Source organism: Sphingobacterium sp. UBA5996 (assembly GCF_002429765.1).
Lineage (GTDB): Bacteria > Bacteroidota > Bacteroidia > Sphingobacteriales > Sphingobacteriaceae > Sphingobacterium.
This window is the reverse complement of record NZ_DJAS01000005.1, coordinates 50572-64760: the sequence shown is the minus strand read 5'-3', so window position 1 is coordinate 64760 and position 14189 is coordinate 50572. Positions and strand designations below refer to the sequence as shown.

Below are 14189 nucleotides of genomic sequence, written 5' to 3'. Positions count from 1 at the left end.
GATATAAAAAGCGTCAATGATCCCATTGACGCTTTTTTTTGTCCTTAATTTAACAATTAGTGTTGTTTCGCCTTTAAGAACGGGCTTCAAAATGTACTATAGCAACGTTTTATCGCATTTTCTGAAATCCTATCGTACCTAATCTTTTCGGATTTTCTCCATATAAACGAACTTATGTACTCAAAAGTTGTTATCTATGGATGCTGGCCCTTTTAGTGCATGCTACATACCCGGTATATTACCTATGGATAGCCCTTGTACCAGGCCTTTACTTTTACTAAATTTAGATAACTAATTTCAAAAAGGAGAATTATATGGATATTCAAGTGCGGAACTTGACAAAGAAGGATTATGTTGATTTGAAAAAATCGATGGAACAGGCATATGATGGTGTAGGTGAAACCTGGTCGAAAGAAAATATTCAAGACCTGATCGATTTATTTCCAGAAGGACAATTATGTGTGGAGATTGATGGGCATGTTGTCGCTTGTGCCCTGTCCATTATTCTGAATTCAAAAAAGAATAATATCTACGATAGCTATTATGAGATTATTGATAATGGCAAGTTTACCAAGCATAGTGATGATGGGGATACCCTCTATGGGATAGAAGTGTTTGTGCATCCCAGTCATCGGGCTCTTCGACTTGGACGCCGGCTTTATGATGCACGTAAGGAGCTGTGCGAACAGATGAACCTCAAAGGTATCATTGCTGGCGGTCGGATACCCAATTACCATAATTATGCAGAAAAAATGAGTCCGCGGGTGTATATTGAAAAGGTCAAACGCAAAGAAATTTTTGACCCCACTTTAACGTTTCAACTTTCAAATGATTTTCACGTCAAGAAAATCCTCAAACATTATCTACCTGAAGATGCTGAATCGATGGAGTTTGCTACGCTCCTCGAGTGGAACAATATTTATTATGAGGCCGAGACGCGATCGATTTCGACGACAAAGCAAACCATCCGTCTGGGGTTGGTGCAATGGCAGATGCGTTTATTTGATAATCTTGATGCATTTTACGATCAGATTGAATTCTTTGTGGATACAGTAAGTGATTATGGAACCGATTTTATTATGTTTCCCGAGTTTTTTAATACGCCGCTCATGAGCCCGTACAACGATCTTCCGGAACGTTTGGCAATGGAAAGGCTTGCGCAGCACACTGCGGAGATTATTGATCGCATACAGCAATTTGCCGTATCCTATAACGTTAACATTATTGCAGGCTCTATGCCTTTGGTAGAAAATAAAAAGCTCTACAATGTTTCTTACCTCTGCCATCGCAATGGTAAACTGGATCAGTTTAAGAAAATTCATATTACACCGAACGAATTTAAATACTATGGTATGGTCGGGGGGAGTGAAGTGAAGGTTTTTGATACCGACTGTGGTAAGGTAGGGCTATTAATCTGCTACGATGTCGAATTCCCTGAGTTGAGCCGAATCTTGGCAGACCAGGGCATGCAGATTCTCTTTGTTCCCTTTATGACCGATACACAAAATGGTTATATTCGTGTGCGTACCTGTGCGCAGGCCAGAGCGATAGAAAATGAATGTTACGTAGCTATCGCTGGTTCTGTGGGCAATTTGCCGCGTGTGAACAATATGGATATTCAATATTCGCAGTCTGCTGTCTTTACGCCTTCAGACTTTGCCTTTCCAAATAATGCTATTAAAGCGGAGGCAACCCCAAATGCCGAAATGGTACTGATCGCCGACGTTGATCTGTATGCGCTTCGGGATCTACATGAATATGGTACCGTTAAAATCAAGAAGGATCGGCGTAAGGATCTATATGAAGTAAAACTTTTAAAGTAATTTTATATATGCTTTTAATTTAATAAAATATGATACAAAAAGTCAAGTGGGGAACGCTGTCGATCGTTTTCATGATGATGTCATGTCAGTCAAATAAGAAAAGCGATACGGCTCAAGAGGTCCGGACCAGTTTTTTTGACGTTTCGGGAATGGATACCACGGTGCATCCAGGGGATAATTTTTTTGAGTATGCGAATGGAGCCTGGATGAAAAATACCCAGATCCCGGCATCAGAAACAGGATGGGGGTCATTTTACATTCTTGAGAATGAAAATTTGGAGAAGCTCAGATCTGTTTTGGAAAACGCTGCAAAATCAGCTGACAAGAAGGGATCCGATCAGCAAAAGGCAGGCGATTTCTATGCCAGTGGCATGGATACCGTGACCATCGACAAATTGGGAGCAAAGCCGATCGAAGGAGCAATCCAGAAAATCAATGCGTTGAAAAGCATCGAGGAACTGATCGCTTATGCTGCAGATGGATTTAAGGAGGGTGATGGAGACCTCTTTACATTTTATGTCGCTGCGGATGATCGGATCAGTACGAAAAATGCATTGCAATTTTTTCAGGGCGGACTTAATCTACCTGAAGCAAGTTATTACCTCGATCAGGATGATAAAGCAAAGAAAATCAGAAAGGCTTATGTGGCCTATCTGGTTAAATTGTTTGGATTGATCGGAGAGGGAGCCAGCGCACAAAGATTGGCAGAGGAAGTACTTCAACTGGAAACCGCTATAGCCAAATCTCATGCGACTCCGGTAGAATTGCGTGATCCCGTTAAAAATTATCATAAATTTGCGGTGCAGGATTTCCAAAAACAGACGCCAAATCTTAATTGGAAGGATATCCTAAGTCGTTTGGATATCAAAACCGATACCATGCTCGTGCAGCAACCTAAGTTCTATCTTGCTTTAAATAATCTGTTGAAATCACAATCGCTAGCGACCTGGAAGACAAAGCTCAAAGCAGATTTAGCAAATGCATCGGCTAACGCTTTGAGCAAGGAATTTCGGGAAGCTAAATTTGAGTTGTTTGGAAAAATATTGAATGGTCAGCAGCAGGAGAAAGAACGCTGGAAATTAATGGTGAGCTCCGCAGATCAAAACTTGGGGGAGATTGTCGGAAAGTTATATGTGGATGAATATTTCAAACCTGAAGCAAAGAAACGAATGCTTGAACTGGTCGACAACCTACAAAAGGTGTATAAAAGCCGCATCGAGAAATTAGACTGGATGACACCGGAGACCAAGAAGAAAGCAATCGAAAAATTGGAGGCTTTCACCAAGAAAATCGGTTATCCTGAAAAGTGGAAAGATTATAAGGACGTGGAAGTGTCCAAAGATGCCTACTATGCCAATTTACAGTCTGCAGCCAAGCATGCTTATAAAGAAATGGTAGAAAAAATCGGTAAACCGGTTGACAAGTCGGAATGGCTGATGACAACACCTACGGTAAATGCATACTATAATCCGCCTTACAACGAAATTGTATTTCCAGCCGGGATATTGCAATTTCCATTTTTTGATGTGAACGCAGACGACGCCATAAATTATGGCGCTATTGGCGCCGTTATCGGTCACGAGATGACCCACGGCTTTGATGATCAGGGACGTCAATATGATAAAGATGGTAATTTGACAGATTGGTGGACTGCGGTCGATGCAAAGCAGTTTACAGAAAGGGCCAATCAGGTAGCAAAGTTATATAGTAGTTTCACATTGTTGGACAATCAACATGTGAATGGTGAGCTCACGTTGGGCGAAAATCTCGCTGATATCGGAGGACTCAATATTGCCTATGACGCCTTTAAATTGACCAAGCAAGGGCAGGGGCAAGAGAAAATCGATGGTTTTACACCGGATCAACGTTTCTTCCTGAGTTTCGCGCAGGTGTGGCGCGTAAAGAGTAGCGATGAAAGAATGCGTTTGCGTTTAAAAGTCGATCCGCATAGCCCCGAACAATTTCGCGTGAATGGCCCAGTGTATAATATGGAGGCTTTCTATAAGGCATTTAATATACAGCCCACGGCAAAAATGTATGTGGCACCCGAGAAGAGAGTTTTGGTTTGGTAATAACTTTTGGGCACGAATGGTATTGTCTTGATGCTGGTTAGGGCAATACTATTCACAAAATAACGTTTAAGTAGAAATGAAAATGTAAATTTGTCTTTGAATTATGATAAAAACTGATTACTTTTGCCCTTCATTTAATAACACATTTAATTAATTAACAATGTACGCAATAGTAAATATAGCAGGACAGCAATTTAAAGTTGCAAAAGACCAGTTCCTTTTTGTACACCGTTTACAAGGAGATGAAGGCGCTAGTATTGAATTTGACAATGTATTGTTAGCAGAAGACGGTGGTAAATTTACCATTGGTACACCTAGCGTTGCTGGTGCAAAAGTTTCGGCTAAAATTTTGTCTCATTTAAAAGGCGATAAAGTTATCGTTTTCAAGAAAAAACGTCGTAAAGGCTACAAAAAGAAAAACGGTCACCGTCAACAATTTTCTAAAATCCAGATTACTGGTATTACGTTATAATTGAATTTTTAATCAGACAAACAGTCTTAAATTAAGATAAAGAAATGGCACACAAAAAAGGTGCAGGTAGTTCGAAGAACGGCCGTGAGTCACATAGCAAGCGTTTAGGTATCAAAATCTTCGGTGGTCAACAAGCAATCGCTGGTAACATCATCGTACGCCAACGCGGTACACAACACAATCCTGACACAAATGTTGGTATTGGTAAAGACCACACATTGTTCGCTTTAGTAGACGGTAAAGTAGTTTTCCGTAAAAAAGCTAACAATAAATCTTATGTATCTGTAGTTCCTACAGAACAAGCATAAGGTTTTGCAACAATATTTAAGAGGCATCAAGAAATTGATGCCTTTTTTTTTACTACTTATCTGCTTTTTCCTTATGCCAGCGGCCGCACCAGGCCACCTCGGAAGCTGTTGCAATAGCGCACTAACACCATCTTAAAAAGTTTGGTTGCAGCACACTACTGTTTAAAAGTCTCATCCCACTGTACTCAATTTGTTAGGGTTGATAATGAACTGTTTAAGGTTTTTAAACAGATTTAAATTGTTATTTTCTGTTAAATGTAACTGCTTTGGTACAATTTTTATAAAATATTAGTGTTTCTAAAATAAACACCAATTGATGAAATATCGACAGAGACTGAATAGGGCTTTCCACGCAGCAGCAGCGACGCCGGCTTGGTTTGTATATCTGTACACGATGTGCGTGTGTAGACGAGATGATTTAGATATTTTATGCCTATAAAAGAGCGAAATGTGATGGATTCATGTGTCCATATCATGCAAAAAAGAACGAATAAATACTTACATATGAAATACAATAAGTTGGGATATGTTATGTGCGCTGGATTATTTGCCTGTTCATTCTATTCCTGTAGTTCCATTTATATGCCCAATGTGCCATCCGCGCCAATGTTTACAGAAGCGGGGGAAGTATATGTGTCGGGTAATATTAATACCAAAGCCAATGTATCGGCAAACCTCGGTGTAGCTGTCACTGATCACGTGGCGGTGATTGCCAATGGTTCCTATGTAGATAGTAGATCCAATATCAAAGACTATGCGCAAAAGATGGGAGAGGCAGGAATAGGCTATTATACACGGTTTGGTCGTAAAAATAATCGCGTATTTGAGGTTTATGGCGGTTATGGGGTGGGAAATACAAGTGTAATCGATAAGCGTTCATCGACAATGGGACAAGCAATTGTGGAAACGAAGGACATGGATTTTGACAAAGTGTTTGTACAGGTCAACTTTTCATCGGAAAAAAAGGATGCCCTGAAACTATTTGGTAACCGGCATGACATCGATTATGGTACCATCATCCGTCTGAGCAATATGCGCATGAAAAATTTTGCGATCGATGGCCTTCCGGCAGAAAAAGAGGAAAATATGCTGGTAGAACCTGTATTTTATACCCGGATGGGGCTTGGAAAAGGGTGGAAGCTGCAGTATACAAATGGTATGGTTTTCGGTCTCAAAAGTAATACCTATTTAAAAGCAGGATATCCATTGTTTACGTTGGGAGTTTTATATAAATTTGGAGGAAAATAGCGGCTATGAACAAGAAAATATTATTGGCGTTTTTTGTAGTGCTGGGTTTTTTTATTTCCGGCTGTGGAGTAAATCGACAAAAAGCGCAGATCGAGAACTTAGCGAAATGTAAGTTCGATGTAGAATCAGTGGATAGTATCCGGTTGGCAGGCACATCCCTGCAACGACTGATCAGAAATAATCAGATTGACTTAGGAGCCGCGCCAAGCTTAGCATTGGCGTATTTGCGGAAGGATATCCCCTTAGACGCCGTAATCCGGCTTAAAATAGATAATCCAACGCTTAAGAAAGCGTCCATTAATAAATTTCAATATATCATTCTTTACGGTGGGCAGCAGCTTGTTGAAGGTATTGTCAATCAGTCCTTACAAATAGAACCCGGAGAATCTACGGTCGCTAATGTACGTATAGCAACCAACATCTACGATTTGTTGAAAAATTCGGATCTACAGGATTTTTTAATGTCAAGCGATGAAAATAAAAAAGGAATATTCACGTTAAAAGTGAAACCTTCAATCAATATCGCCGGTCAATCTGTTTTCTATCCAGGTTATATTACCATAGATAAAGCGGTAAGCCGCAAGATCCTGCTTTAGCGTATAAGCGTAAGCGGCTAGATAATAAGGTTTTTCATGGAAGTGGAAAACCTTTTTTGTTTATTCGGCGGGCAAAGGATTGGTCAGAGGCAGTTTACCAACTGCTTTCAAAACTGTGGGCCTTGTTGACATGGGGAAGATTTTAGGAGCTGATTTTTCAATTGTTGCGATTTTTGGACGGTGGTATGTGATTTTGCTAAACCGTTATTATAAATGGACTATTATGTGAAGAATTAAACTGTAATAAAAAAGTTATAGTGTCAAAGTGTAAAGTATACACCTTATTTTATATTTTAGTCCTTAATTACAAACCTAAATATGTTTAAAAAAATCTTTATTCCTGTTTTATTATTTACTGGCGTACATGCTATGGCACAAAAGGCCTTCGAGCCATACGAGCAGTCTATTGAAGGAACTAATTTGACATTCAAAATGCTCGCCATCCCTGGCGGTAATTTTACAATGGGAAGCACGAGTGGAGGTAAGGAGGATGAAAAACCTGCGCATGAGGTTAAGTTGGATCCGTTTTGGATGGGTCAGTATGAAGTAACATGGGATCTGTTTGAGCCATTTCTCTATAAAGACTATGAGATTGCAAAGAGCAAGGACGGACAAGTAACCAAAGAAATCGATGCTGTTACCCGACCGACCAAACCGTATTTGGATATGACTTTTGGTTTTGGGAAAGAAGGACATCCAGCCTTGGCAATGACCCATTACAATGCTATCCAATTCTGTAAATGGCTATATGTGCGCACCGGGGTGTTTTATCGTTTGCCCACAGAGGCGGAGTGGGAGTATGCTGCCAGAGCAGGTTCCAAGACAGCGTATTTTTTCGGTGATCAAGCAACACAACTAGCAGATTACGCTTGGTTTAAAGAAAATGCGGAAGAGAAAACGCATGTTGTCGGACAAAAGAAGCCGAACCCCTGGGGTCTTTATGATATTTATGGCAATGTAGCCGAGTGGACTTACGACCAATATAAAGCCGATAGCTACAGCGAAGGTACGGGAAAGGTGTTGACCAACCCGGTAGTGGTACCAACTACCCTCTATCCACACGTTGTCCGTGGTGGTGCATTCGATAGCGCGGCTGATGACCTTCGTTCGGCGGCTCGGGGAGCATCAGATCCAGTATGGAAGCAACTGGACCCGCAAGTACCAAAAAGTAACTGGTGGTTTCCAGAAGCACCTTTCGTCGGACTAAGATTGGTAAGACCAGCTACTCCGCCTAGCCATGAAGAGATTATGGCGTATTATGATAAAAAACCAATTAAAGATTTTTAAAAATAAAATAATCAATATAAAACTGTTATGGAGAATCTAGAAAGAAGAGATTTTATTAAAACTTCTGCTGTAGTAGCCGGTGGCGCAATGTTGAGCTCGTTACCGCTATCGGGCGCATATGCTGCAGGTTCAGATGTCATTAAAGTTGCCTTAGTCGGCTGTGGGGGCCGGGGAACAGGAGCTACTTTCGATGCACTGAGCTCGGGAATGAACATTAAGGTTGTAGCTTTGGCCGATGCCTTTAAAGATAATTTAGATAGTACATATAATACTCTCAAAGAAAAATGGCAAGATAAGATCGATGTGAGCGACAACCATAAATTTGTCGGATTCGACGCTTATAAAGATGCGATTCAATTGGCAGATGTTGTTATCTTAGCCACGCCGCCAGGATTTAGACCGGCACATTTCGAAGAGGCAATCCGCCAGGGTAAGCATGTTTTCATGGAAAAGCCCGTCGCCGTTGACATCCCGGGAGTGCAACAGGTGTTGCGGGCAGCGGCAGAAGCGAAGCGCAAAAAACTGAATGTTGTTGTGGGGTTGCAACGCCGTTATCAAACAAATTACCGGGAGGCTATCAAACGTATCCAAGAAGGTGCCATCGGTGATGTTACATCGGGACAAGTGTATTGGAACTCGGGTGGTGTATGGGTGCGTCCACGCAAACCGGAACAGACAGAAATGGAATATCAAATGCGTAACTGGTATTATTTCAACTGGTTGTGCGGTGACCATATTGTTGAACAGCATGTGCACAATATTGATATTGCCAACTGGGTAAAAGGAGCTTATCCGGTATCGATTCAAGGCACAGGAAGTAGGGCCCATCGTACCGGTAAAGAGTATGGCGAAATATACGACAATTTTGCATTAGAGTTGACCTATGCGGATAACAGTGTTGTCTACAGCCAGTGTAGACACTTTGAAGGAATTCATAACCGGGTTGACGAACAATTCCAGGCAACCAAAGGACGGGCTTATCTCTCTGCAGGTGGACAGGCTGTATTGTACGACTGGAAAGGAAAAGAAATCTATCGGCATGATGCTAAAGGGAATCCAAACCCCTACCAACAAGAACATAAAGAACTTTTTGCGGCCATTTCTAAAGGCGAATATAAATTTGATAATGCTGAATACGGTGCTTACAGTACATTGACAGGTATTATCGGACGTATTGCTTGTTATACAGGTAAAGTAATCAAGTGGGACGAAGCATTGAAATCGACCATTAAATTGGGCCCGGATGTACTCGCATGGGATGCAAAACCAAAATTGCTGCCAGATGCAGAAGGCTTTTATCCGGTAGCAGTGCCTGGCCAAAATACAAACCTCTATATTTAAGCTTTTGGGCTGATGAGATTAAAGTGGTATGTGTGTCTCCTATTTTTTAGTATCGTTTGTCGCATGCATGTACAGGCGCAAACCCCATTGCCTGAATTACACAAAATTAGGCTGGAAGGTCCCGCGCAGGGGACACAATACCATATCACTTATTTTGCTTCCGACAGTCTTTTGAGACGGTCGGAAGTTGATAGTATATTGACGGCGATCGATTTGTCGATGTCAATATATCGCAAGGACTCGAAAATATCCCAGTTCAATACCGATTCGGTGAGGTCTATTGTCATGGATAACCACATGGCCAAGGTGATAAAAGCTTCCTTTAAGTATCATAAATTATCACATGGTCAATTTGATATTACGATTGCCCCTTTGGTCAACCTTTGGGGTTTTGGTGCCTATAAGAGTCCGGCAGCTCCAGATTCGGCGACGGTATTGAAAGTGAAGGAATTTGTTGGCATGCAGTATCTAAAGGTCCGTGGCAGCCATCTGATAAAAAAGAAAGAAGGAATTAAAATTGATGTCAATGGTATTGCACAGGGCTATACGGTAGATGTTTTGGCGGACTATCTTGAGCGAAAGGGAATTGTGAATTATATCGTTGAGGTCGGTGGTGAAATCAGGACTTCGGGTACGCCGCCTGGGGGGCAGGGGTTTTCCATTGGCATTGTCCAGCCAGATGATGATGGTGGTGAAGAATTGATTACTGCTGTGGCGCAGCTAAAAAAAGGAGCGCTGACCACAGCTGGTAGTTTCGAAAAGTATATCCAATATAAAGGGAAAAAATTGGGACACCATATCGATCCCGTTTCAGGTTTTCCATATCAGAGCGATATCCTAAGTGTCAGCGTCTATGCAAAAACTGCTATGGAAGCAGATGCACTGGATAATTATTTTATGGGCATGGAACCCGATAAAGTGATGACAGAAGCCAAAAAAATGAAAGGTGTGGCAGTATTTGTCATTTTTAAAAATAAAAATCAATCCATTCAAGCGATTTATTCGGAGGGATTTGGTAAATTATTTAAAAATTAATCAATTATAAAATAAAATGAAGAGATCGGATTTTATTAAAGGTAGTCTTTTGGCCGCTGGAGCCGGACTAGCTGGTCAGACTTTTGCGTCAACAAATCAACATACAGCTAATATGATGGATAAAGGTAAGACATTCAACCTAAATTACGCGCCCCACCAAGGGATGTTCAAAAATTATGCAGGTGATAATTTTCTGGATGAAATTCGTTATATGTATGATTTGGGCTTTCGTGGTATAGAAGATAATGGCTTTTTAGGGAGAACTTTGGATGAGCAGAAAAAGATCGGTGATCTTTTGGCTAAGTTAGGCATGACCATGGGGGTATTTGTGGTGGACGGCGGACAAAACTGGATGCCATCATTGGCGACCGGCAAACAAGAGTATTTGGACAAGTTCGTCGAAACATGCAAGAAATCTGTGGAAGCTGCCAAGCGTTGCAATGCAAAATGGCTAACGGTAGTGCCAGGATTTTATGAACGTAGACTTCCCTGGGGCAATCAGTTTAGCAATATCCTAACAGCGATGCGAAAAGGCGCCGAGATCTTTGAGCCGCATGGTTTGGTGATGGTATTGGAAACATTAAGTGATACACCAGATTTGTTTTTGCAGCAAACACATGAGACGTACGCCTTATGTAAGGCCGTGAACAGCCCATCCTGTAAAATTTTATATGATATCTATCATATGCAGCGTACCGAAGGGGATTTAATTGCCAACATGAATCGTTGTTGGGACGAAATTGCCTACATTCAGATCGGCGATAACCCTGGAAGAAAAGAGCCAACTACAGGTGAAATTAATTACAAGAACGTATTCAAACATATTCACGGTAAGGGATATAAGGGAATTATGGGGATGGAACATGGTATCTCCAAACCGGGTAAAGAAGGCGAGGATCGCTTGGTGGCAGCGTATCGCGAGGTGGATAGCTTTTTGTAATATTTTAATAGTGTACTATTGACAATTAGATTTAATTTCTTAAATTGAGCTGGTAAAACCAATTAGTAGTATTGTAAAACACCATTTTTTTTATGATTTCATCAACAATTAAATTTAAACTATCTTTTATGATGTTCCTCGAATTTTTTATTTGGGGGGGATGGTTTGTCACATTAGGTACTTTCTTGAGCAAGAATTTGAACGCTACAGAATTTGAAAAAGCTAATGTATTTTCAACGCAATCATTGGGTGCGATTATCGCTCCTTTTATTGTCGGAATGATTGCCGACCGCTATTTTAATGCGGAGCGTATTTTGGGTGTTTTGCACTTGGTTGGTGCCGTATTGATGTATCAGATGTATGGTGCTGCAGATATGTCAACATTTTATCCGTATGTATTGGCTTATATGATTCTTTATATGCCAACATTAGCATTGACAAGTTCAGTTTCGTTTAGGCAACTGACCAATCCAGAAAAACAATTTTCAGGTATACGCATCTGGGGCACAATTGGCTGGATCGTTGCAGGTTTAGTTATCAGTTATTTTTGGGATGCAAAAGCTTCTGAAGGGGCATTGAAAAACACCTTTTTATTATCTGGTGTTGCTTCTTTAGTTCTTGGTGTATTCTCGTTTGCTCTGCCTAAGACTCCGCCAGTTAAATTGGATGAGGGCGAAAAACCTTCGTTTGCATCAATCATTGGCCTGGATGCGATTAAATTGTTGAAAGACAAGAACTTTTTGATCTTTTTCGTTTCTTCGGTATTGATCTGTATTCCATTGGCATTTTATTACTCCAATGCTAACCCTTTTCTTTCTGAGATCGGGTTAGAAAATGCAACTGGTAAAATGACTATTGGTCAAGCATCGGAAGTATTGTTCTTATTGGCCTTACCAATCTTCTTTACAAGATTTGGCTTTAAGAAAACAATCCTGGTAGGGATGCTGGCTTGGGTAATTCGCTACCTTTTATTTGCTTATGGCAATGCGGGCGAGTTATCGTTCATGTTGTTGATCGGTATCGCACTACACGGTATCTGTTATGACTTTTTCTTTGTTTCAGGACAGATTTATACAGATAGCAAAGCTGGTGTTAAATACAAATCGGCTGCTCAGGGCTTAATTACTTTGGCAACTTACGGTGTTGGACAGTTGATCGGTTTCTGGGTTGCGGGCTATGTCGGAGACAAGTACAAAGATTTGAAGGCAACAGACCTGGCGGCATTCTGGAATCATACCTGGGTCGTACCAGCAATTATCGCAGCGGTGGTATTCTTTATCTTTCTAGCCCTTTTCAAGGACGAAAAGATCGATAGTACAAATGCTGCACACTAAACAGAAAAATAACTATTTAAAAAACAAATAATTAGAAGAGAGATGGCAACAAATACTTATGACGCAATTGTAATCGGTTCGGGGATAAGTGGTGGATGGGCTGCGAAAGAATTGACAGAGAAAGGGCTGAAAACAATTATGCTTGAGCGTGGTCGTAACATCGAACACATCAAAGATTATACTGCGCCAAATAAAAATCCATGGGAATGGCCTCATGCTGGCGGTCGTACGCAAAAAATGATCGAAGAGTATCCAGTTTTGCGTAGAGATTATCCATTGAACGAGAAAAACCTGGATTTTTGGGTAAATGAAAAGGAAAGCCCTTATACAGAAGTCAAACGTTTTGATTGGTACCGTGGGTATCATGTCGGCGGTAGATCGCTTATGTGGGGAAGACAATCTTATCGTTTAGGCGATTTGGATTTCGAAGCTAACTTAAAAGATGGTCACGGTGTGGACTGGCCGATTCGTTATAATGAAATTGCCCCTTGGTATAGTTATGCTGAAAAATTTGCCGGTATCTCGGGTAATCGTGACGGTGTGCCGTCTTTGCCAGATGGAGATTATATGCCTGCAATGGCGATGAATATTGTTGAAAAAGACTTGGCGGAGCGTTTGAAAAAACAATACGGTGGTCAACGTCATTTCATCATGGGTAGAACGGCCAATATTACCGTTCCGCATCACGACCGTGTAAATTGTCAATATCAGAACCAATGCTGGTTGGGTTGTAATTTTGGTGCTTATTTCAGTACACAATCCGCAACTTTACCCGCAGCGAAAAAAACAAATAACCTGACATTACGTCCTTTTTCCATCGTAACCAAAATTATCTACGATAAAAATACGAAAAAGGCAAAAGGTGTAGAAATTGTCGATGCTGAAACAAATCAAACCTATGAATTTTTCGCAAAGGTCATCTTTGTTTGTGCATCTGCATTGAACTCAACGTGGGTATTGATGAATTCTGCTACGGATGTTTGGGAAGGCGGTCTGGGTAGCAGCAGTGGTGAATTGGGGCACAACCTGATGGATCACCATTTCCGTTGTGGTGCCGGAGGTAAGATTGATGGTTATTTGGATAGCTACGTGTACGGCCGCAGACCAACAGGTTTGTATGTGCCTCGTTTTGTAAACGTAGAAGGTGATACCAAAAAGCGTGATTATGTTCGTGGCTTTGGATACCAGGGTGCCGCAGGTCGCGGACGTTGGTCTGGTGCTGTTGCAGAAATGGAAGTTGGCGGTGCATGGAAAGATGCAATCTGCGAACCAGGTGACTGGACCGTAGGTTTTACCGCTTTCGGAGAAACCTTGCCTTATCACGAAAATAAAGTTACACTTGATAAGACCAAAAAAGATAAATGGGGATTACCTGTATTATCATTTGACGCGGAGATCAAGGATAATGAATTAAAGATGCGTGGTGACATGCAGAATGAAATGAAAGAAATGTTGGAAAACATTGGTGTGAAAGATATCTATACCTACGATAATGTATATGGCTTCGGTCAAGGTATCCACGAAATGGGAACCGCCCGTATGGGACGTGATCCAAAGACTTCGGTCTTAAATGGTAATAACCAGGTGTGGGATGCTTTGAACGTATTTGTGACTGATGGTGCTTGTATGACATCTGCAGGTTGTGTCAATCCTTCATTAACGTACATGGCGCTTACTGCGCGTGCAGTTGACTTTGCAGTGAGCGAATTGAAAAAAGGTAACATCTAATAGCT

Annotated in this window: 12 protein-coding genes; all 12 read left to right on the top strand. The window is 41.2% G+C overall.

Going from position 1 to position 14189, the window contains the following annotated elements; all coding sequences use genetic code 11:
- Nucleotides 1-314 precede the first annotated feature (314 nt).
- The 12 genes from B3E00_RS04195 to B3E00_RS04140 all read left to right on the top strand — a co-directional run bounded on the left by B3E00_RS04195 (nt 315) and on the right by B3E00_RS04140 (nt 14184).
- Complete coding sequence (locus B3E00_RS04195) at nt 315-1823, top strand: carbon-nitrogen hydrolase family protein (protein ID WP_293884495.1); 1509 nt, start codon at nt 315-317, stop codon at nt 1821-1823.
- A gap of 29 nt (nt 1824-1852) precedes the next feature.
- Nucleotides 1853-3895, top strand: coding sequence for a M13 family metallopeptidase (locus B3E00_RS04190; protein WP_293937100.1), 2043 nt, complete (start codon nt 1853-1855; stop codon nt 3893-3895).
- Between the two features lie 160 nt (nt 3896-4055).
- Nucleotides 4056-4367: a 50S ribosomal protein L21 gene (rplU, locus tag B3E00_RS04185; RefSeq protein ID WP_028068281.1), complete on the top strand. Its 312-nt coding sequence runs from the start codon at nt 4056-4058 to the stop codon at nt 4365-4367.
- Between the two features lie 44 nt (nt 4368-4411).
- Nucleotides 4412-4675: a 50S ribosomal protein L27 gene (rpmA, locus tag B3E00_RS04180; protein ID WP_046672918.1), complete on the top strand. Its 264-nt coding sequence runs from the start codon at nt 4412-4414 to the stop codon at nt 4673-4675.
- Between the two features lie 504 nt (nt 4676-5179).
- On the top strand, nt 5180-5923 hold the full coding sequence (locus tag B3E00_RS04175) for a hypothetical protein (protein ID WP_293937097.1): 744 nt from the start codon (nt 5180-5182) through the stop codon (nt 5921-5923).
- A gap of 5 nt (nt 5924-5928) precedes the next feature.
- Nucleotides 5929-6519, top strand: a complete 591-nt coding sequence (locus tag B3E00_RS04170) for a hypothetical protein (protein WP_293884498.1) — start codon at nt 5929-5931, stop codon at nt 6517-6519.
- Between the two features lie 318 nt (nt 6520-6837).
- Nucleotides 6838-7806 carry a formylglycine-generating enzyme family protein gene (locus B3E00_RS04165; RefSeq protein WP_293884499.1) on the top strand — a complete coding sequence of 323 codons (969 nt, stop codon included), beginning with the start codon at nt 6838-6840 and terminating at the stop codon, nt 7804-7806.
- Between the two features lie 27 nt (nt 7807-7833).
- Entirely contained in the window at nt 7834-9147 is a 1314-nt protein-coding gene (locus B3E00_RS04160; protein WP_209581036.1) for a Gfo/Idh/MocA family oxidoreductase, read from the top strand.
- 12 nt (nt 9148-9159) lie between these two features.
- Nucleotides 9160-10182: an FAD:protein FMN transferase gene (locus B3E00_RS04155; protein WP_293884500.1), complete on the top strand. Its 1023-nt coding sequence runs from the start codon at nt 9160-9162 to the stop codon at nt 10180-10182.
- A gap of 16 nt (nt 10183-10198) precedes the next feature.
- Entirely contained in the window at nt 10199-11122 is a 924-nt protein-coding gene (locus B3E00_RS04150) for a hydroxypyruvate isomerase family protein (RefSeq protein ID WP_209581031.1), read from the top strand.
- Between the two features lie 95 nt (nt 11123-11217).
- The gene (locus B3E00_RS04145) at nt 11218-12456 is read left to right on the top strand and encodes a nucleoside permease (protein ID WP_209581274.1); all 1239 of its coding nucleotides are present in this window, start codon (nt 11218-11220) and stop codon (nt 12454-12456) included.
- Between the two features lie 42 nt (nt 12457-12498).
- Nucleotides 12499-14184 carry a GMC oxidoreductase gene (locus tag B3E00_RS04140; RefSeq protein ID WP_293884502.1) on the top strand — a complete coding sequence of 562 codons (1686 nt, stop codon included), beginning with the start codon at nt 12499-12501 and terminating at the stop codon, nt 14182-14184.
- Nucleotides 14185-14189 lie beyond the last annotated feature (5 nt).

Excerpts from the sequence above, each read along its gene's own strand:
- B3E00_RS04195 (WP_293884495.1), top strand. The coding sequence starts at position 315 with ATGGATATTCAAGTGCGGAACTTGACAAAGAAGGATTATGTTGATTTG.
- B3E00_RS04190 (WP_293937100.1), top strand. The coding sequence starts at position 1,853 with ATGATACAAAAAGTCAAGTGGGGAACGCTGTCGATCGTTTTCATGATG.
- rplU (WP_028068281.1), top strand. The coding sequence starts at position 4,056 with ATGTACGCAATAGTAAATATAGCAGGACAGCAATTTAAAGTTGCAAAA.
- rpmA (WP_046672918.1), top strand. The coding sequence starts at position 4,412 with ATGGCACACAAAAAAGGTGCAGGTAGTTCGAAGAACGGCCGTGAGTCA.
- B3E00_RS04175 (WP_293937097.1), top strand. The coding sequence starts at position 5,180 with ATGAAATACAATAAGTTGGGATATGTTATGTGCGCTGGATTATTTGCC.
- B3E00_RS04170 (WP_293884498.1), top strand. The coding sequence starts at position 5,929 with ATGAACAAGAAAATATTATTGGCGTTTTTTGTAGTGCTGGGTTTTTTT.
- B3E00_RS04165 (WP_293884499.1), top strand. The coding sequence starts at position 6,838 with ATGTTTAAAAAAATCTTTATTCCTGTTTTATTATTTACTGGCGTACAT.
- B3E00_RS04160 (WP_209581036.1), top strand. The coding sequence starts at position 7,834 with ATGGAGAATCTAGAAAGAAGAGATTTTATTAAAACTTCTGCTGTAGTA.
- B3E00_RS04155 (WP_293884500.1), top strand. The coding sequence starts at position 9,160 with ATGAGATTAAAGTGGTATGTGTGTCTCCTATTTTTTAGTATCGTTTGT.
- B3E00_RS04150 (WP_209581031.1), top strand. The coding sequence starts at position 10,199 with ATGAAGAGATCGGATTTTATTAAAGGTAGTCTTTTGGCCGCTGGAGCC.
- B3E00_RS04140 (WP_293884502.1), top strand. The coding sequence starts at position 12,499 with ATGGCAACAAATACTTATGACGCAATTGTAATCGGTTCGGGGATAAGT.